Source organism: Patulibacter minatonensis DSM 18081, from assembly GCF_000519325.1.
Lineage (GTDB): Bacteria > Actinomycetota > Thermoleophilia > Solirubrobacterales > Solirubrobacteraceae > Patulibacter > Patulibacter minatonensis.
This window is the reverse complement of the sequence record NZ_KI912613.1, coordinates 254,255-273,021: the sequence shown is the minus strand read 5'-3', so window position 1 is coordinate 273,021 and position 18,767 is coordinate 254,255. Positions and strand designations below refer to the sequence as shown.

At 77.0% G+C, this 18,767-nt stretch carries 15 protein-coding genes and 1 pseudogene; 7 read left to right on the top strand and 9 right to left on the bottom strand.

The genetic code is table 11. The annotated features are described in order from the left end of the window. The 3 genes from PATMI_RS37105 to PATMI_RS0101390 all read right to left on the bottom strand — a co-directional run. On the bottom strand, positions 1 to 1,225 hold a 1,225-nt coding region (locus tag PATMI_RS37105; RefSeq protein ID WP_036725061.1), incomplete at its 3' end, for a hypothetical protein. Positions 1,226 to 1,278: 53 nt separating this feature from the next. Further along, a complete protein-coding gene (tmk, locus tag PATMI_RS0101395) occupies positions 1,279 to 1,923 on the bottom strand; it encodes a dTMP kinase (protein ID WP_026909566.1) in 645 nt (214 codons plus the stop codon). 372 nt (positions 1,924 to 2,295) lie between these two features. Beyond that, positions 2,296 to 2,625 (bottom strand): Hpt domain-containing protein, encoded by a 330-nt coding sequence (locus PATMI_RS0101390; protein ID WP_026909565.1) that lies wholly within the window; start codon positions 2,623 to 2,625, stop codon positions 2,296 to 2,298. A 359-nt stretch (positions 2,626 to 2,984) separates the two neighbouring features. Here PATMI_RS0101390 and PATMI_RS33600 point away from each other — a divergent pair, with 359 nt between their 5' ends. Then, positions 2,985 to 3,914, top strand: a complete 930-nt coding sequence (locus PATMI_RS33600) for a sensor histidine kinase (protein ID WP_051470919.1) — start codon at positions 2,985 to 2,987, stop codon at positions 3,912 to 3,914. A gap of 3 nt (positions 3,915 to 3,917) precedes the next feature. On the opposite strand, the gene PATMI_RS0101380 is transcribed toward PATMI_RS33600, so the two are convergent. After that, entirely contained in the window at positions 3,918 to 4,616 is a 699-nt protein-coding gene (locus tag PATMI_RS0101380) for a response regulator transcription factor (protein WP_026909564.1), read from the bottom strand. A 176-nt stretch (positions 4,617 to 4,792) separates the two neighbouring features. Between PATMI_RS0101380 and PATMI_RS0101375 the strand changes: the two genes are divergently transcribed. After that, positions 4,793 to 5,950 (top strand): DNA polymerase III subunit, encoded by a 1,158-nt coding sequence (locus PATMI_RS0101375; protein ID WP_026909563.1) that lies wholly within the window; start codon positions 4,793 to 4,795, stop codon positions 5,948 to 5,950. A gap of 48 nt (positions 5,951 to 5,998) precedes the next feature. Here PATMI_RS0101375 and PATMI_RS0101370 read toward each other — a convergent pair whose 3' ends face one another. Next, positions 5,999 to 6,991, bottom strand: coding sequence for a hypothetical protein (locus tag PATMI_RS0101370; protein ID WP_026909562.1), 993 nt, complete (start codon positions 6,989 to 6,991; stop codon positions 5,999 to 6,001). A 441-nt stretch (positions 6,992 to 7,432) separates the two neighbouring features. On the opposite strand from PATMI_RS0101370, the gene PATMI_RS26455 reads away from it, so the two are divergent. Genes PATMI_RS26455 through PATMI_RS33590 form a run of 3 tightly spaced genes read left to right on the top strand, consistent with a single transcriptional unit; the run spans position 7,433 to position 11,002 of the window. Then, positions 7,433 to 7,849 carry a response regulator transcription factor gene (locus tag PATMI_RS26455; RefSeq protein ID WP_051470918.1) on the top strand — a complete coding sequence of 139 codons (417 nt, stop codon included), beginning with the start codon at positions 7,433 to 7,435 and terminating at the stop codon, positions 7,847 to 7,849. Positions 7,850 to 7,877: 28 nt separating this feature from the next. Beyond that, complete coding sequence (locus PATMI_RS33595; RefSeq protein WP_169738308.1) at positions 7,878 to 8,594, top strand: CheR family methyltransferase; 717 nt, start codon at positions 7,878 to 7,880, stop codon at positions 8,592 to 8,594. Beyond that, on the top strand, positions 8,591 to 11,002 hold the full coding sequence (locus PATMI_RS33590) for an ATP-binding protein (protein ID WP_169738307.1): 2,412 nt from the start codon (positions 8,591 to 8,593) through the stop codon (positions 11,000 to 11,002). Before PATMI_RS33595 ends, PATMI_RS33590 begins: the two co-directional genes overlap by 4 nt. 195 nt (positions 11,003 to 11,197) lie before the next feature. Here the strand turns inward: PATMI_RS33590 and PATMI_RS33585 are convergent, their stop codons facing one another. From PATMI_RS33585 to PATMI_RS38650, 3 genes and pseudogenes are all read right to left on the bottom strand, one after another. Beyond that, positions 11,198 to 13,234, bottom strand: a complete 2,037-nt coding sequence (locus PATMI_RS33585) for a bifunctional adenosylcobinamide kinase/adenosylcobinamide-phosphate guanylyltransferase (RefSeq protein WP_051470916.1) — start codon at positions 13,232 to 13,234, stop codon at positions 11,198 to 11,200. Next, positions 13,231 to 13,824, bottom strand: a complete 594-nt coding sequence (locus tag PATMI_RS38655; protein ID WP_026909560.1) for a precorrin-8X methylmutase — start codon at positions 13,822 to 13,824, stop codon at positions 13,231 to 13,233. The genes PATMI_RS33585 and PATMI_RS38655 overlap by 4 nt, the downstream gene beginning before the upstream one ends. Before the next feature lie 156 nt (positions 13,825 to 13,980). Then, positions 13,981 to 14,397 (bottom strand): annotated as a pseudogene (locus tag PATMI_RS38650) (cobalamin biosynthesis protein); the annotation flags it as partial. A 33-nt stretch (positions 14,398 to 14,430) separates the two neighbouring features. Between PATMI_RS38650 and PATMI_RS26440 the strand changes: the two are divergent. Next, the gene (locus tag PATMI_RS26440) at positions 14,431 to 15,174 is read left to right on the top strand and encodes a histidine phosphatase family protein (protein WP_051472305.1); all 744 of its coding nucleotides are present in this window, start codon (positions 14,431 to 14,433) and stop codon (positions 15,172 to 15,174) included. 112 nt (positions 15,175 to 15,286) lie between these two features. Here the strand turns inward: PATMI_RS26440 and PATMI_RS0101335 are convergent, their stop codons facing one another. Beyond that, positions 15,287 to 16,540 carry a bifunctional cobalt-precorrin-7 (C(5))-methyltransferase/cobalt-precorrin-6B (C(15))-methyltransferase gene (locus PATMI_RS0101335; protein ID WP_036726603.1) on the bottom strand — a complete coding sequence of 418 codons (1,254 nt, stop codon included), beginning with the start codon at positions 16,538 to 16,540 and terminating at the stop codon, positions 15,287 to 15,289. 254 nt (positions 16,541 to 16,794) lie between these two features. Here PATMI_RS0101335 and PATMI_RS0101330 point away from each other — a divergent pair, with 254 nt between their 5' ends. Further along, positions 16,795 to 18,429, top strand: a complete 1,635-nt coding sequence (locus PATMI_RS0101330) for a serine protease (protein WP_026909558.1) — start codon at positions 16,795 to 16,797, stop codon at positions 18,427 to 18,429. The last annotated feature ends 338 nt before the right edge of the window (positions 18,430 to 18,767 follow it).

Below are 18,767 nucleotides of genomic sequence, written 5' to 3'. Positions count from 1 at the left end.
GAGCGGCCTCGACGCGGCGGTCGGCGTCCGCCTCGGCGGTCCGGACGGTCTCGGCGGCGCGCTGCTCGGCGTCCCGGACGGCGTCCGCCGCCCGGCCCTCGGCGGCTCCCGCGCTGTCCTTCGCGTCCGCGGCGGCGGCGTCGATCGCCTCCTGCGCACGGGCCTCGGCGGCGGCGACGCGGAGCGCGGCGTCGCGCTCGCCCGCGGCGACGGTCTCGGCGGCCGCGGCCTCCGCAGCGGCCACGGACTCCTTCGCCGCGGTCTCCGCGGCGGCGACGGCCTCCCGACCGGCGGTCTCGGCCGCGGCGACGGCCTGCTGCCCGGCGGTCTCGGCGGCGGCGAGCGCGTCCCGGCCCCGGGCCTCGGCGGCGCCGACGGCGTCCCGCCCGGCGGCCTCGGCCGCGGCGACGGCCTCCTGCTTCGCGGACTCCGCGTCCGCGGCGGCCTGCTGCGCGGCGGCGACGGCGTCCCGGGACTCCGCCTCGACGGCCGCGACACGGGCGGTCGCGCGGCGCTCGGCGGCGACCGCGCGCTCGTCGGCCTCGGCCGTGGCGGAGCCGGTGACCTGCTCGACCTCCGCGCGGCCCGCGGCGATGCGCTGGTCGCGCTCGGACTCCGCTGCGGCGGCGCGGGCCGTGGCGGCCTCGGCGGTGCGGCCCGCGTCGGCGAGCTCGCGGGTCAGGGTCGCGACGCGGACCTCGGCGGCGCGCGCACGGGCGTCGGCGTCCCTGACGGCGGACTCGGCGGAGCGGGCGCGGGCGTCGGCCTCGCGCAGCGCCTCGTCGTCGGTCGAGACGGTGGTGGCCTCGCTCCGGGCGTCCTCGAGCTCGGCCCGGACGGCCGCGGTCTCCCCGCGGCTGAGCTCCAGGGCCTCCCGGGCGTCGGAGGCGGCCTTCTGGGCGACGTGCAGCTCGGCCTCGAGCTCCCGCGCCCGCGAGGGATCCTCGGCGGGCTCGCCGCGCAGGGCGGAGAGGTCGGCGGCGGCCTCCTCGGCGTCGCGCCGGCGACCGACCTCCGCGACCCGCACCGCGTGCAGCAGCCCACGCAGGCGCTCGGCCTCCGTCAGCGCGGCGTCGCGCTCCTCGGCGATCGCCTCGGCGGCGGCGCGGACGTCCGCCGCGTGCTCCCGCTCGACGCGCAGGGCGTCCTCGAGGGCCGACGTGCGCGCGTCGACGGCGCCCGGGCCGGACCCGGACGCGGAGGTGGGCGGGCTGCTCTCGCTCACCCGTGCGGATCCCCCGTCACGTCGGGGAGTCTAGGCCGACGACCTGCATGTCGTTACTTCGTCACCGGTTCTTGCAGGATGTCTGCCATCGCGTCGAGCGCGTCCGCGAGTACGGCGGACGCATCCTTGTGCGCGTCGAGGGTCCGGAAGCGCTCCGGCTCGCCCGTCGCCAGCGCGTCGTAGGACGACTCCACGCGCGCGAAGAACGCGTCGTCCTCCCGCTCCATGCGGTCCTGCCCGCCGCCACGTGCGTCGAGACGGCGACGGCCCGCGGAGCGCGACACCCGCAGGAGCAGCGTGCGGTCGGGACGGCAGCCGAGCGTCGCGAGCTCGTTCACGCGCGCGACCGCCTCGAGGCCCAGGCCGCGCCCGCCGCCCTGGTACGCCAGCGAGCTGTCGACGAAACGGTCGAGCAGCACCCACCGCCCCTCGCGGAGCGCCGGCACGAGGAGCTCGGCGCAGAGCTGGGCCCGTGCCGCCGCGAACAGCAGGGCCTCGGTGTGCGGGTGGACGTCGAGCGCGGGATCGGCGACGAGCGCCCGGATCCGCTCGCTGAGCTCGACCCCGCCCGGCTCGCGCAGGCGCAGCACCGGGAGCCCGCGCTCGAGGAGCGCGGCCTCCAGCCCGTCGGCGAGCGTCGTCTTGCCGGACCCGTCGAGTCCCTCGATGGTGATGAGGCGTCCGCGTGGCTCGGGCATCGGGATGACGCTACTGCGCGCCGCGCGCCCCAGGGCGTCGGCGGCCTCGGGCGGCCGCGGTCACCGGGCGTGTGGACGCGATACGCGATCGGTACGGCGCCGATCCGGGCCTGTCACACGGACCGCCCATCCTCGGCCGGGACGGACGGGTCCACGCCCGTGCCGGGTGGGCGGCGCCCTCCCGGAGTCCCGTCATCGTCGACTTCCCCAGAACACGACCGCGGTGGGACGGCCCGCCGCCCACCGCAGCACGGTCGCCCCGGTCCTCGCGGGCCGCGGCGATCGCGGCAGGGGGACACGGCGCCGCCCTCGGGACCGTCCCGGGGGCGACCGTCGTCCCCGCGTCCCGTCCTGCACCCCCGGGCCGGCCGGTCAGCCGGTCGGCCCGGCGGCCGCCGCCCGACGGAGCTCGGCGGCGCCCGCCACGAGGGTCTCCGCGTCCGCCGCCGACGGCCCGCCGGCCAGCAGGTGCTCGAGCCGCCGCGCCACCGGCGACGCGTCCGGCAGCCCCAGGGTGCCGAGCAGTCCCGCGAGCTGGTGGGCCTGGGTGCGCGCGGCGTCGCGTTCCTCGTCGCCGAGCGTGCCGGCGGCGAGGGCCGCCGCCGCCGACTCGATGCCGTCGATGCGTGCGTCCACGCGCGGGCGCGCGCGAGCCCAGAGCGCGGCCATCGCGTCGTCGAGTCCGGGATCGGTCTCCGCCATGGGCCCATCCTAGGCGGCCCCGGCGGTGCCTCCTGGTCCTCCCGGTGGCCGGGGGGGACGACCGGCGGGGTCGGATGCAGGAGACGGCGTCCGCACGCCGGGCCGGCGGCCGGAACGTCCAGCCCGGGCGTCGCCGATACGCGTTCGATACGCGACCGACCGCTGCCTGCGACCTGCGATCCGCAACATCGCCGGAGAGACCCCAGCCGCATGCCCTCGTCCCACCCCGTCACCCGACCGCACGCAGCCCGACACCCCCGGCGCCGTCGGTCGGTGGGGGCCGTGCCGCCGTCGTCGACGGGCGGCGTTCCGGCCTGATGCCCCGTCCGACCGACCCAGTTCCAGACGAGGACCCGTCCATGCACCCGAGCACCGCCGCCAAGACCGCCGAGGAGAAGGCCGCCGCGGCCGCGGCGATCGACGCCGCGGAGCAGCAGCGCCTGGAGGCCGTCCGCGCCACGGGGCTGATCGGGGTGGAGGCCGGCGAGCGCCTCGACCGCATCGCCCGGCAGGCCGCGCAGATCGCGGGCGCCCCGCTCGCGCTCGTGTCGCTGATCGACGAGCACCGCCAGTGGAACCCCGGCGTGCACGGCGAGGACGCCCCGCGCGAGGCGCCGCGCGGCTTCTCGATGTGCTCCGCCGCGATCGCTTCGCCCGACCCGTACGTCGTGCCGGACGCGTCGAAGGACCCCGACTGGGCCGACGTCCCGGGCATCAACTCCGCGCCGCACGTCCGCTTCTACGCCGGACAGCCGATCGACGACGGCAAGGGCAACATGATCGGTGTCCTCTGCGTCATCGACACCGTGCCGCGCGAGGCCGACGCCGAGCTGCTGCAGACGCTCGCCGACCTGGCCGTCTGGGCCCGGCACGAGCTCCTCTCCGGGCGCGTGGAGCTCGAGGGCGCGGACGCCGAGGCCACCACCACACCGTCCGAGGAGCAGCCGGCCGCCGACGCGTCGGTGTCCACAGGGCAGGCCGCCACGGACCGCCTGCAGGAGCTCGAGCGCCTGCAGTCCCTCGTCGTCTCCACGACGGCCCACGAGCTGCGCACGCCGCTCACCGTGCTTCGCGTGCACGCGGACCTGCTCGCCGCCGCCGCGGCCGAGCTCGGCCCCGAGGAGCGCGCGTCGCTGGACGCGATCACCCGGGCCGTGACCCGCCTGCAGGACGTCTCCGACGGGCTCGTCGCAGACCTCCGCGGCTCCGCGGGCGGCGCGGAGGAGGCCCTCCGGCGCTGGCTGCAGCTCGAAGAGGGCTCCCAGCGCATCCGCCCCATCAACGATTGAGGCTCAGGCGGGCGGGCGGTACCGGTAGCCGATGCCGCGGACCGTCTCGACCGTGTGGTCGGCGCCGTGCTCGGCGAGCTTGCGGCGCAGGCGGCTGACGTAGAGCTTGACCTGGTCGGCGGTGGCCATGCCGTCCCAGACCCGGTCGATCAGGACCTCCGACGGCAGCACGCGTCCGGCCTCGTCGGTCAGCGCCGCCAGCAGCGAGTACTCGCGCCGGGTCAGCTGGAGCTCCGTGCCCCCGATGGACACGAGGCGCTGCTCGCGGTCGACCTTGAGCAGCCCGTCCTCGTAGATCTCGACGGGCTTCGAGGTGCCCTCGGTGCCGCCCCGGCCGCGACGCACCAGCGCCTCGACGCGCGCGAGCAGCTCCTGCGGCCCGAACGGCTTGACGACGTAGTCGTCGGCGCCCCCGCGCAGCGCCCGGACCTTGGCGAGCTCGGCGTCCTCGCTGGTCAGCATGCAGACGGGCACGTCCGCGACCTCGCGGATGCGCTCGAGCGTCTGCCAGCCGTCGAGGCCCGGCATGTCGACGTCGAGGAGGACGGCGTCGACGGAGCCGGCGAACAGGACCTTCAGGGCGGCACGACCGTCCTCCGCGGTGCGGACGGAGAAGCCCCCGCGCTCGAGGACGAGTTGCACGACTTCCCGGATCGATTCGTCGTCGTCGACGACCAGGACCTGGGAGCGCTCTCCTGCCATGTCGCGCACTGTATCCGGCGCACCCGTCGTCCACCGTGCATGTCGTGCGCGCACACGGACGGATCCGCGCGGACGGACGCCCGGGCGGTATCGTCCGCCGGCCGGATCCGGCCCGGGTCGCCGCGGGCGCCGGGGCGGCGCGGGCTCCGGCACGGGCGGCGACTACCATCGGCGCCGTGAGCGTCCTGCCCGGCACCGAGCACCAGCCGCACGCGCGGGCGGTGCTCGCCCGCGCGCTGGCCCGGACCGCACCGGACGGCGGGCACGTCCCGGGAGACCCGTCCCACGCGTACCTCTTCCAGGGACCCCCCGGGTCCGGCAAGCGGACGGTCGCCCGCGCGCTCGCGACGGTGCTCCTCGCCGAGACCGCGGACGGCACCGTCCTCGACCCCGCGGGCGTCGCGTCGCGGGTGGAGCGCCGGTCGCACCCCGATCTCACCTGGGTCCGGCCGACGGGCTCCGGCGAGATGCGCGTCTCCGACGTCAAGGAGGCCGTCGTCGAGGCGGTCGCCAACCGGCCGTTCGAGGCCCGGCGCCGCGTGTTCGTGCTCGAGCGCGCCCACGCGATGAACGACGGCGCCGCCAACCGGCTCCTGAAGACCCTCGAGGAGCCGCCGGACTACGTCGTGCTGGTCCTCCTCTCCGACCGGCCGGGGGAGCTCCTGCCGACGATCCGCTCCCGGTGCCAGACCGTGCGCTTCGACGCGCTGCCCGAGGGCGAGCTGGCGACGCGCCTGCGGACGACCCACGGCGTCGACGAGACGACGGCGCTCGCCTGCGCCCGCCTCGGTCTCGGGGACGCGCTCCTGGCCGGCGCGCTCGCCGGCGGGGACGGCGCGCCGATGCGGGCGGCCGCGGAGGCCGTCGCGCGCCACGCGATCCACGCCGTGGGTGGACAGCCGCCCTGGAAGGCCATGTCGGACGCGGCCGCCGAGCGCGGCAAGGCGGCGGGGACCGTCGTGGAGCAGGAGGCCAAGGAGCTCGCCGAGCGCCTGCCGGACCGCGAGCGGCGCCGGATCGAGCGGGAGGCCAAGGACGACGCCAAGCGCGCGGTCCGCCGCGAGCGCACCGCGGCGCTGGACGCGTCGCTCCGGCTCTGCGGCCTGTGGTTCCGCGACGCGGCGTCGGTGGCGGTCGGCGCCGAGGCCACGGTGCACCACGTCGACCGGCTGGCCGAGCTGCGCGAGGACGCCGGCCGGACCGACGTCCACCGCCTGCTGCGCTGCGTGGACGTGGTCGACGAGACCCGGCGGACGCTGCGGCGCAACGCCACCGAGGACCTCCAGCTCGACGCGATGAGCGTCCGGTTGGCCGGGGCCCTCGCGCGACGCTGAGGTCGGACGGACCCGGGCGCGGACGCCGGGACCGGGACCCCCGGTCGATCAGCCGCCGGTGATCGTCACGTAGAACCGCTTGCGGGTCGTCGTGCTCGTCGGCGAGCCGTCGCTCAGGCGGGGGCTGACGACGAAGTGCGTGCTCGTGTTCGTGCCGGTCGGGGCGCACGACACGACGCCGGTGATGGCGCAGCGGGTGGCGGAGACCTCGCCCGAGAACTCCGGGTTGGCGTTCGCGCCCGGCGCCTTGCCGTTCATGACGCCGTCGCCGTTCTGGTCGGTCTGGTTCTGCAGCGCGATCGTCGCCGACAGGCCCTTCGACGAGAGATCCTCGCCGCTGTCGATGTAGACGTTCTCCGACGCGCCGGCCGGGTTGCCGACGTACGCGGACTTCACGGTGAAGCCGCCGGACTGCGCCTCGATCTCGCCCGCCGCGTTGACGAGGACCCACCGCGTCGCCTTCGGGGCCTTCGCCACGGCCTCGGCGACGGCCTTGTCGACGGCCTCCTTGATGATCGCGTCCGCGTCCTTGCCGTCGACGCGGTCGGCGTTCAGGCCGGTCGCCACGCCGGTCGCGTTCGTCGTGAACGGCTTCGTGCCGTCGCCGCCGTTGGCGACGCTGATGTCGCCGCCGAGGATGCCCTTGCCGACGCGGAACTCGAAGGCCTTGCCCGTCGAGAGGTTGTTCGCGCGGATGCACGCGTTCTTCTCGTCGGTCGCCGACGTCGCCGCCGAGGAGCGGCACCCGTAGATCGCGGCGCCGCCGGTCGTCGAGAGGTTCGACTGCCGGGTGGCGTAGCCGCCCTTGGCGCCCGGTCCGGCGTTCTCCGTCGCGATGATCTGCGTCTCCTCGTTCGCGCTGTTGCGCTCGCCGAGGGTCAGCGAGCCGCCGGTCGCGGCGTACGTCAGCGGCGCGACGCCGAAGGCCAGGACGCCGGTGCCGACGAGCACGGCGCGCGTGCGCCCGGTGCCGCGGCGGGGGAGGATCCGGCGGATGCCGGTGCGGGCGGGGGTGGTCTCGTGCTCGTGCTCGGGGTGCATGGTGCTCCTGGGGGTCGATCCGCGTCGGTGCCGGCCGTACGGCCGGCGTCGGATGCTCGGAAGAACGCGGGGCGACCGCGAGTGGATGCGCGCCAAACGAAGGATTTCGTGCCATACGGTGTCCGCGTGCGCCACGCCGGCCGCAGACCCGGATCGTCCGATGGCGACCGGCGCTCCGCGTGTTCCGGGAGCACATGCCTGGGGTGATCGGGGCCTGAACGCCCCACCCGTGCGTTGCTAGCTTCGGCGTGTACCCCGTTCTCCGCCCACGCGCCACCGAGCGGCGCGGGCGGGCGATCTGACCGCGGGTGCCTGTCCCGTCCCGCACCGCCCGCCGTCCGCGCTGTCCCCCGAGCGCCGGACGGTGGGGCGGCCGGTCGCGGCGCGTCCCGCACCGCCGGACCGCTCCGCGGTCGGCCGGGCCGTCTACGATGTGGCGCGGTGCCCGCCGAGACCCCATCCCCGATCGCCGGCATGAGGATCCTCGTCGTCGACGACACCGAGGAGCTCGCCGACATCCTGACCTTCGTCCTGTCGCGCGAGGGCGCGGACGTCGAGGTCGCGCGCGACGGCCAGGCGGCGGTGGAGCGCGCGCTCGGCGCCGACTTCGGGGTCGTCCTGATGGACGTCGGGCTCCCCGTGATCGACGGTCTCGAGGCCTGCCGGCGCATCACCACGGAGCGCCCCGACGTCCGCGTCGTGATGCTCTCCGCCCGCGACTCCGCGGCGGACCGCGAGGCCGGCCGTGCGGCGGGAGCCGTCGGCTACCTGTCGAAGCCCTTCGGTCCCCGGACGCTCGTCGCCGACCTGCTCGCGGTGCTCGCCGCGGCCGACCGGCCCCACGATGCCGGCGGCTGAGCCGGTGGCGGCGACCGACGCGGGGCGGGTGGGACCGGAGCCCACGCTGCCGGACGCCGCGACCCTCCGTGCGCTCAGCGCGTCCTGCGGTCTCGAGCTCGCCGCCTTCCGTCCCGCCCACGTCGCCCGGACCATCGCCCGGGCGGTCACCCGCCTCGGCCTGCCCGGGCCCGCGGCGCTCGCGGCCGCGATCCACGGCGACCCCGGCCTGCGGGGGCGGTTCCGCCGCGCGGTCGCGGTGTCGACGACCGGCATGTTCCGGGACCCGGCCCAGTTCGAGCTGCTGGACCGGCTGATGCGCGCCGACGATCGCAGCGGCCGGCCGCTGAAGGTGTGGTCGATCGGTGCATCGGACGGCAGCGAGCTCTGCAGCCTCGCGCTGCTGCTCGAGGCCCAGGGCGTCCTCGACGGGGCGACGCTGCTCGGCAGCGACCTGATGCCCGAGAACGTGGCCCTGGCCCGCGAACGCAGCCGGGAGCGCCTGGCGCCGGCGGTGTTCTCGGCCCTGCGGTTCGAGGAGCGCGACGTCTCCCGGAGCACCCCCGACGGCACGTGGGACGTGGTGCTCTGCCGCAACGTGCTGATCCACCTGGCCCCCGGGCCGAAGGCGGCCATGCTCGACCACGCGGCGGGCGCGCTCGCCCCCGGGGGGCTGCTGCTGCTCGGGCGCAGCGAGCGCCTGCCGGTGTCCGACCGCCGGGGCCTCGTCGACGCGGGCGCCAACGCCTACCGGTGCGCGCCGTGAGACAGCGCCTGACGCCCCTGATCGTCTCGGTCTCCGTCTCGGTCGCGTGCCTGATCGGGATCATCCTCGCCGGGCTGACGCTCGCGGTCGTCGAGCTCCGGGACGCGGGACGCGACGCCGCGCGGGCCGAGCAGACGATCGCCGTCGCCACCCGGGTCGAGCGCAACCTGATCGACCTGGAGACCGGGGAGCGCGGGTTCCTCGTCACCGGCGAAGAGATCTTCCTCCAGCCCTACGACGCGGCCCGCAAGGCGCTTCCGAAGCTCCTGACGTGGCTCGAGACCGGGTCCGACGAGTCCCGGCAGGACGCCCGCGGCCTGGCGATCGCCAACGGGATCCGCTCGTACGAGTCCGGGTGGGCGAGGCCGGTCGTCGCACTCGGCCGACGGGACCTCGGCGCGGCGCGCAGGAAGGTCGCGACAGGGCGCGGCAAGGAGATCGTCGACCGGCTGCGGCGCCAGTTCGACACGTACGTCGCGGAGGAGCAGGCCCGCGCCGACCGGGTCCGCGGCGACGCCGAGGACGCCGGCACCCGCGGCGTCGTCTTCGGGGTGGCGGGCGGCGTCGTCTCCGTGCTCCTCGTCCTGGCGTTCGGCGGGTACCTGCTGCGGCTCGTCGTCCTGCCCGTGCGGCGGCTCGCCGAGGCGGTCGGACGTGTCGCCGGCGGCGACCTCCAGGCCGAGGTCGTCGAGTCCGGGGGCGGCGAGGTCGGCCGGCTCGCCCGCAGCTTCAACGACATGAGCCGTGCCCTCCAGGAGCACCACGACGAGCTCGAGGGCCAGACGGCCGAGGTCGAGGCCCAGCGCGACGACCTCGAGCGCACGTTCTCGGAGCTCGAGGACGAGAAGGCGTGGGTCGAGACGCTGTTCGGCTTCGTCGAGCGGCTCGTCGCGGAGTCCGACCTCGACGGCGTCGCGCGCGTCGCGGTCGAGCAGGCGGTCAAGCAGGGCAGGGCGGACGCCGGGGTGCTGCGGCTCGTCGACGACGAGGGCGAGCTCGAGCTCGCCGCCGCGGTCGGCGTGCCCGAGGGGCTGCTGCCGCGGACCGTCTCGGCGTCCGCGGGCGTCACGGGCCGCGCGGTCGTCGCCCGCCGGCCCGTCGCGCTCGCGCACGCCGACGCGGGGCTCGAGGTCGAGGGGTTCGGCGGGCCGTCGCGGCCCGTCCGCGTCCGGCACGAGCTGCACGTGCCGCTCCTGCGCGGCGACGAGCTGCTCGGCGTCGTCGTGATCGCACGCGTGGCCGACCGCCGGTTCCAGTCGGAGGAGATCGACCGCGTCCGCGGGCTCGCCGAGCAGGCGGCCGTCGCACTGGCCAAGGCCGCGGAGGAGCGGCGCTCCGCACGGCTCTCCGCGGTCAACACGGCGGTGCTGGACGCCACGTCGTTCGGGATCGTCATGTACGACACCGAGGGCCGCGTGAGCGTCATCAATCGCCGGATGCGCGAGATGGCGGTGATCCTCGGGATCACGTACGACTCGACGGTGGAGGAGCGCGTCGCCACCATGCTCCGGTTCGCGGTCGACCGCGAGGCCACCGCGGCGGACTTCGCGAAGGTCGTCGAGGACCCGCGTCACCACATGCGGACCGAGCTGCACGTCCGGGAGACGGGGCACTGGTTCGTGGCCCGCACCGACCCGGTCGCGGACGCCGCCGGGAACCTCCTCGGACGGATCGTCTCGTTCCGGGACAGCACCCGCGACCACGAGATCCAGCAGATGCGCGACGAGTTCGTCGCGACCGTCACGCACGAGCTGCGCACGCCGCTGTCGTCGGTCGTGGCGGCCGTCGACCTCCTCGACGACGAGACCGCGGAGCCGACCCCCGGGCAGCTGCACTGGACCGGGATGATCCGGCGCAACGTCGACCGGCTGCTGCGGCTCGTCGACGACCTCCTGACGGTCGCCCGCGCGGACTCGGGCGAGTTCACGCTGCACCCGGCGCCGGTCGACCTGGAGGTCGTCGCGACCGACGCGGTCGCGAGCGCCCGTGCCGCGGCCGACGCCAAGGGCGTCACGATCGAGGCCGAGACCGCGCCGTCGCCGGTGCGGGCGGACGTCACCCGCATCGCCCAGGCCGTCGACAACCTCCTGGCCAACGCGGTGAAGTTCACGCCGGCGGGGGGCACCGTCCGCCTGCGGGTCGTGCCGCAGAGCGACGTGGACACCGTCCTGCTCGAGGTCGCGGACTCCGGCATCGGGATCCCCGAGGCCGACCGCGTGCGGCTGTTCGAGCGCTTCTACCGCGCCCCGGCGGCGACGAAGGGCGCGATCCCGGGCACCGGGCTCGGGCTGACGATCACGAAGGCGATCGTCGAGGCGCACGGCGGCACGATCCGGGTCGCGGACGGCATCGACGGCGGCACGGCGTTCGTGCTCGTGCTGCCGGCGGGCGGGCCCGACCCCGCCTGAGCCCGGACCCGCGAAGCTCGGGTCGGGGCCCGGTCCCGTCCCGGGTGGCCCGAGCCCCGCCGGGGTCTCGGCGGTGGTGCGGACCCGTGACGCTCGGGTCGGGGCCCGGTCCCGTCCCGGGTGGCCCGAGCCTTGCCGGGGTCCCGGCGGCGGTGCGGACCCGTGACGCTCGGGTCGGGGCCCGGTCCCCTACCCCTACTCGGCGGCGCTGATGACGCGGGCGAGCGCGGTCGTCAGCTCGGCGTGCAGGGCGGGGGTGCGGACGGCGATGCGGACGTAGCGGTCGTCGAGGCCCGCGAAGGTCGTGCAGGGCCGGACCGCGATGCCGTGGTCGTGCAGCCCCGCGACCGCGTCGACGCCGGCGGGGGTGCGGACGAGGACGAAGTTCGCGGCGCCGTCCCAGACCTGGACGCCGGCGAGCTGACGCAGCCGGGCGACGAGGTCGCCGCGGTGCGCGGCGGTGCGGGCGGCGATGCGCCCGGTGGCGTCGGGGCGCCCGGCGTAGGCGCGCAGGAGCTCGAGCGCGGGGGTCGGGCACGTCCACGGCGGGCCGGCCTCACGGACGGCGGCGACGAGCTCCGGGTCGCCGAGCAGGTAGCCGCAGCGGATCCCCGGGACGGAGAGGGACTTCGTGAGGCTGCGCAGCACGACGAGGTCGCCGGGGCCGTGGTCCGCGGGGCGCTGGTCGGCGAGCGCGCCCCCTGAGGCGGCCAGGGCGTCCTCCCCGACGAAGTCGGCGAACGCCTCGTCGACGAGGACCGTGCGGCCCGGGCGGCGCAGGCGGAGGATCGACTCGCGGGCGTCGAGGACGCCCGTCGGGTTCTCGGGGCGGCCGACGACGACGAGGTCGCAGTCCTCGGGCACGGCCTCGGGGTCGAGCTTCCAGTCGAACTTGGCCTCGCGCGGGACGCGCACGATCTCGCAGCCGACGGTCCGCAGCGCGGCCTCCGACTCGGTGAAGCCCGGGACGACGACCGCGGCGCGGACGGGGCGCAGGGCGAGCGCCAGGCGCCAGAAGCCCTCGACGGCGCCGCCGAGGGGCAGCACGCCGTCGGCGGCGCGGTCGTGCCGCTCGGCGAGGGCCTCCGACGCGGCGCGGTCGTCCGGGTACCGCTTGCCGGTCTCCAGGCCGTTCATCAGGGCCTGGCGGGCCCAGCCGGGCGGGTCGCCGTGGACGACGTTGACGGCGAAGTCGAGCATGCCCTCGGGGACCATGCGGTCGCCGTGGAGGCGGGCGCCGGGCGGGACGGGGAGGGACGCCGGCAGCGGGCGAGCCGGGGTGCGGGGTGGCGCACCGGCGACGCCGTGCCCCGCGTTCCCGGGCACCCCGGCGTCGCCGGGCGCGGCCGGGTCGCCGTCGAGCACGGCGTCGACCGGGGTGGCGTCCTCGGGGTGGACGGGCAGCGGCGCGCCGGACGCGGACGGGACGGGCTCGCCCTCGTCCTCCCGGCGGTGCCCCTCGGCGACGGCGTCGGCACCGACCACGACGGCGGCCGGCGGGAGGACCTCGGACTCCCCGTCGGCCGGCCGGTCGGCGGCGGCCTCCGGCAGGCCCGTCGCGACGGCGGGGACGGACGCCGCGACCGCCGGGGCGGTGCCCAGCGGCAGGGACGTCTGCGGGGCCGACCCGATCTCGGGACCGGCGCCGACGTCGGTCAGCTCGATCGCGTGACCGGCGACCACGAGGAGGACGCGGTCCGCGCGGGCGGCGAGCGCCTGGTGGGCGCTGCCGAGCAGGTCGACCCACCGGCGCGTGCCGCGGGTGGCGGCGACCGGGGCCATGCCGGCCTCCTCGCCGACCACGACCGTGAGGGCCTCGCGGGCGCAGGCGGCGTCGGCGAGCGCGGCGACGGCGTGCTCGATGCCCGCGAGCGCGGCGGCGCCGTCGATCGCGCCGGCGGGATCCTCGCGGCGTCCGTCGTCGTCGAGGAGCCCGGCGTCGTGGAGGACGCCCGCGAGCCAGGCGCCCAGGCCGTCGAGCAGCACCGTCGACGCGCCGGCGTCCCGGACGGGCAGCGCGAGGTCCTGGATCGCCGCGACCTCGACGGTCTCCCACGACGCCGGGCGGCGGCTGCGGTGCTGCGCGATCCGGTCGTGGTCGCCGTCCTCGCCCGTGGGTGCGGTGGCGAGGTAGCGGACGGGCCCGCCCGCGGCGGCCGCCAGGCGCTCGGCGACGGCGCTCTTGCCGGAGCGCGTTCCCCCGAGGACGAGGATCAGGCGTGGGCTGCTCATGCGGAGGGGGCTCCGGAGTCGCGGTGGAAGAGGAGCGCGTGGATCGCGGCCACGGTGACCGGGGTCCCGCCGCGCTCCCCGCGGTTGGTGAGGCACGGTACCCCGCTCCGGGCCAGCGCAGCCTTGCTGTCCGCCGCGCCGACGAAGCCGACGGGCAGCCCGACGACGAGCGCGGGCCGGACGCGGCCGGCCTCGATCTCCTCCAGAAGGGCGAAGAGCGCGGTCGGGGCATTGCCGATCGCCCACACGGCGCCGTCCGGATGGTCGGCGGCGGCGAGGCGGAACGCGGCGTCGGAGCGGGTGCTGCCGGTCGCGCGGGCGCGGTCGGCGGCGCGGGGGTCGGCCAGCGGGACGATCGTCTCACGCGCCGTGATGCCGGCGGCGGCCATCCGCGTGTCGACGATCAGCGGCGCGCCCGCGAGCAGGGCGGCGCGACCGGCGAGCAGGGCGTCCTCGTCGAGCACGAGCGTCTCCGCGAAGGCGACGTCGGCGACGGAGTGGACCGTCCGCTCGGTGACGGCGCGCGAGAGCGGCGGCAGGTGGTCGAGTTCGAGGCGGGAGCGGAGGATCCGGTAGCTCTCGACCTCGATCGGGTGCGGGGTGCGGGCCGGGGCGCCGACGCCCGAGGGGGCGGGGACCGGGGCGCCGGGGAGGGTCGCGGACGGTGCGGGGGAGGGCGTCTCGGCGCGCGGGGTCGCGTCGTCGTCGCCCGTCGGGTCCGCGGGCCCGGACGTCGCCACCGCGCAGGTCGCGTGGGTGCTTCGGCGCTTGGCGACGAGGAGGCGGCTCCCGGAGCCCGACTCGCCGGCGACCAGCAGCGCGGCCGCCTCGGCCACCGACGGCGTGCCGACGTGCGAGGCCACGACGTCCGAGGGGGTCGGCACCGGCACGGCCGCGAGCTCCTCGGCCCCGAGGAACCGCGCGGGCACGCCCAGGTCGGCGGCCAGTCGGACGATCGCGGGCTCGTCGGCCTTCACCGTCGCCGACGCGACGGCGGACACCTGCGCGAACGTGACGCCGGCCTCCGCGAGGGTGCCGTCCGCCAGCGCGGCCAGCTCCTCCGGCGGGCAGCCGCGACTGGCACCGACGCCGAGGACGACGGCGTGGACCGGCGACTCGCGCCGTGCGTGGGGATCACCTGGCACGGCACCATCGTGACCCATCCTCCGGACTCGCGGTCTGCCAACCTCCGAGTGGTGAGTTCACCGGACGCCAAGACGGTCCCCCGCGCGGTCGAGGCCCAGCGCCTCTTCACCCTGCCGCCCGGCGCGACCGAGGTCCTGCTCGTCCGCCACGGGTCGACGGTCGGCGTGGAAGCGGGCGGGGTCTTCCCCGTCAACGAGGAGGGCGACGGCGATCCGCCCCTGTCGCCCGACGGGGAGGAGCAGGCCCGGCTGGTCGGCGAGCGGCTCGCGCTCGAGCCGCTGTCGAAGCTGTTCGTGACGACGCTCGTGCGTACGCACCAGACCGCGGCGCGCCTCGTCGAGCTGACCGGCCTGGAGCCCGAGGTCGTCGCCGACCTGCGCGAGATCCACCTCGGCGAGTGGGACGCCGGCGAGTACCGCGTGCGGATCGCCGACCGCGACCCGACGATCATGCGGTCGTTCACCGAGCAGCGCTGGGACGTCATCCCCGGCGCGGAGCAGGACGAGCTGTTCGCGGAGCGCGTCCGGCGCGGCTTCGACCACGTCGTCCGCAGCGCCGGGCCGGACGCGACGGTCGCCGCGGTCGTCCACGGCGGCGTGATCGCCGAGATGTGCCGCCAGGCGGCCGGCAGCGAGGCGTTCGCGTTCCTCGGGGCGGACAACACCTCGGTCAACCGCTTCGTCGTGTTCGCCGACGGCCGCCTGCGCCTGCGCGGCTACAACGACACCGCGCACCTCGACGGGCTGCGCGCGGCCAGGCGGTCCGCCGGGCAGGCCGCCGAGCCGATCACCTGACGGCCCGGCGGGCTGGACCGACTCGGCAGGCAGGCGGGCGGGTCGGCCGAACCGGGTCGGGGTCAGTTCTGGTCGGATACCGACCACGAACGACCGCGGGGTCTTCTCGCCGTCAGTCCCGGCGGCCGACGAGGACCGCCGTCGGGTTGACGGGCTCCAGGCGGTGGGCGCCGACGAACGGCCGCAGCCGCGAGGCCTGCACCAGCGTGCCCTCGGCCCGCAGGCCCGCGGCCTCCAGGCGCTCGAGGACCGGGCCGATCCGCTCCACCGTCGCGAGCGTCACGACGACCGCGCGCCGGGCCCGGGCCGCGGCGACGTCGACCACCCGGTCGAGGTCGGCCCCGCCACCGCCGACGAACGCGACGTCCGGGTCGGGGAGCCCCGTCAGCCCGTCCGGCGCGGAGGCGTGGACGGCGGCGAGCTCGACGTCGTGCGCGGCGGCGTTGCGACGGGTGAGCGCGACCGCGTCCTCGTCGTGGTCCAGCGCGATCACGCCGGCGCCGAGACGGGCGCACTCGACGGCGACCGAGCCGCTGCCGCAGCCGACGTCCCACACGAGGTCGCCCGGACCGGGACCCAGGGCGGCGAGCGCCGCGGCACGGACCTCGCGCTTGGTGATCATCCCCGCGCGGTGCTCGAACGCGTCCTCGGGGAGCGCCCACGACGTCGCGGCCCGCGGGGGCTGGATCGCAGTGCGCTCGGCGGCGACCGGATGGCCGGGGCGCCACGCGAGCAGGACGTTCGGGTCGGCGAAGGTGCCGGCGGCGATCTCGGCCGGCGAGCCGATCGTGACCCGCTGGTCGGGGGCGTCGAGGCGCTCGCAGACCGCGAGCGTCCGCTCGGGGGCGCCGGGGATGCGGTCGTAGGCGCAGGCGAGGAACGACGGGTCGCAGTCCGGTGCGGTCAGCACGGCGACCTTCGGGCCGGCGAGCAGCGCGCCGAGGACGGCGGTGATGCCGCCGGTGCCGCGGGCGTGGGCGGACACCACGCGGGCGTCGTCCCACGGCAGCGCGACCCGCGAGAACGCCCGGGCGACCGACGACGGCGCGGGGTGGACGACGATCCGGGCCGCGTCGACGCTGCGGGCGAGGGTCCGGACGATGCCGAACCACCCCGGGTCGCCCGACGCGAGCACGGCGACCGGGCCCGCGTGGGCGGCGATCCGCTCCAGGGTCGGCTGCAGCGGAGCGCCGAGGAGCACGGTCTCCGGCACCGGAGCGTCCCCGGCGCGGTCGCGGAACGCCGCGAGGGGCAGGGCGCCGCCCGCCACGAGGGTCGCCGCGGCCAGCGCGGCGGCGCCCTCGGGGGTGGCCGGCCGGTCGCCGGCGAGCCCGACGACGTGGACGGCGCTCTCGCTGGTTCCCATCGCGCCCATCATGACGCGCGGCAGGAGGACGCCCGGGCCGGCCGCGATCCGGGCCGGCCGCGATCCGGGGCGACGGGCGCGGGCGCGCGCCGTCCGCACGCGCCACTTGCCACGGACCAGGGCGACGGGCGCGTCCGCGCCCGTCCGCACGCGCCTCGACGCGGAGGCCTTCCCGGAGCGTCGGAGGGGCGGGTCCGGTGAGGGGATCGTGAGGGATCCCCCGCCGGCGCCGCGCCGCGCACTACGGTGGTCGGGTGCCCGAGGTCGCGCCATCAGTCATCCCGTCCGCGCGCCGGCTGCGCGGGACGACCCCGACCGGGCCACGGCGGCGGCGCGCCCTCGTCCTGGTCGCGGGCGTGGTGGCCGTCGGTGCGGTCGTCCCCGCGGGGGCGCAGGCCGCGTCGACACGTGGGCTCTCGCTCGGCGCCGCGCCGTCCTCCGCGTCGTCGCCCGCCGCGCCGCGCATCGTCGGCGGGACCGCCACGACGATCGCGGCCGTGCCGTACCAGGTGCGGATCCGGGGCCGGGACGACGGCAAGCCGTGGGGCACCGCCGGCGCGTACGGGTTCTCGAGCTGCGGCGGCGCGATCATCAGCCCGACCCAGATCCTCACCGCGGCGCACTGCACCTTCGAGGGCGCGACCCCGATCCCGGCGCAGTCCTACCTCGTCAACGCGGGCTTCTCGCGCTTCGACAACACCTCCGGGTCCGGGTCGAACCCGAAGCCCCTGGCCGGGGACACGCCGCAGGCCGTCCGGGTCGCCTCGGTCCGCCGCCACCCCGGCTACCAGCCGTCCGCCGACGGCACCGGGACCCTTGAGTCGCTGGACGACGACGTCGCCGTCCTGACGCTGTCCAAGCCGCTGACGTACGACGCGAACGCCGCCCCGATCGCGCTGCCCGACCCGGCGCAGAGCCCCGTCGGTCCCGCCCGGATCTCCGGATTCGGGCTCCAGTCCGACGGCGGCACGCCCGACGGGTCGCTGTACCTGCTGGACACCCCGCTGATCGACGCCGCCTCGTCGGAGGACGCGGGCGGCGCCGGCTCGCTGAACGCGGTCTACGCGGTCTCGCTCAGCCCGATCGGCTCGACCTGTCAGGGCGACTCCGGCGGGCCGCTGGTCCAGAACGGCCGCGTGGTCGGCGTCGTCTCCAGCGGCCCGCGGTGCGGCGCGGGGTCGCCGAGCTACTACACGAACATCGCGGCGCCGGAGATCCTCGCCTTCGTGCAGGGCAGCGACGCGCCGCCCGTGGCGCCCCGCGGCGGCCAGGACGTCCGCATGACCGCCCTGAGCGCGACCCCGAAGACGGGCGACACGCTCGTCTGCAACCCCGGCACGTGGTCGGGGGCCCCGGCGTACGCGATCGGGTTCGTGGACACCCGCAACGGCCGGGTGCTGCAGTACGGCGCCACTGGGAGCTACAAGCTGCAGCAGGCGGACCTCGGGGCGACGGTCTCCTGCAGCGTGATCGCCACCACCGCGGGCGGGGCCGGCAGGACGCCCCCGACCCGCTCCACCCCCGGGATCGCCCAGGGACCGCGCCCGCGCCTGAGCACCCGGGTCAGCGCGGCCTCGAAGGCCCGGCGCCGCACCAGCCTCGCCGTCAAGCTCGTGATCCGGAACACCGGCGGCGTGCTCGCCCACGGCCTCACGACCTGCATCCGCCCCGGCAAGGGCATCGCGATCTCCTCGCGGGGCGGCGGGCGCGCGGCGGGCGGTCAGCTCTGCTGGACGAACTCCTCGCTCTCCCGCGTGATGAGCAAGCGCTTCGGGCTCCAGGTCACCCGCCGCGCCCGCCGCGGCCGCGCGACCCTGGCCACGATCAGCGTGACGGCCGCCGACGCGCCCGCGGTGCGCTCGACGCGGCGGATCACCATCCGGCGCTGACGGGCGGGGCGCCCGGACTCGGCGACGGGCGGGGCCGGGTTGGGTCCGGCGGTCTGGCTGGCCGGGCCGCGTCCGCCGCATGCCGGTCCGGCGTTCGCGGAGGGTCGGAGGTCGCGGACGGTCGGGGGTCGCGGATGGTCGGTATCCGACCGGGGGTGACCGTGGTGGTCGGTGGGCGGCGGGTCGTGCCGGGTCGGAGGTCGCGGATGGTCGGTATCCGACCGGGGGTGACCGTGGTGGTCGGCGGGTCGCGGGTCGTGCCCGGTCGGGGGTCACGGATGGTCGGTATCCGACCAGCAACGACCTCGGCGGCCGACCAGGGCGCCCACCCGCCCCAA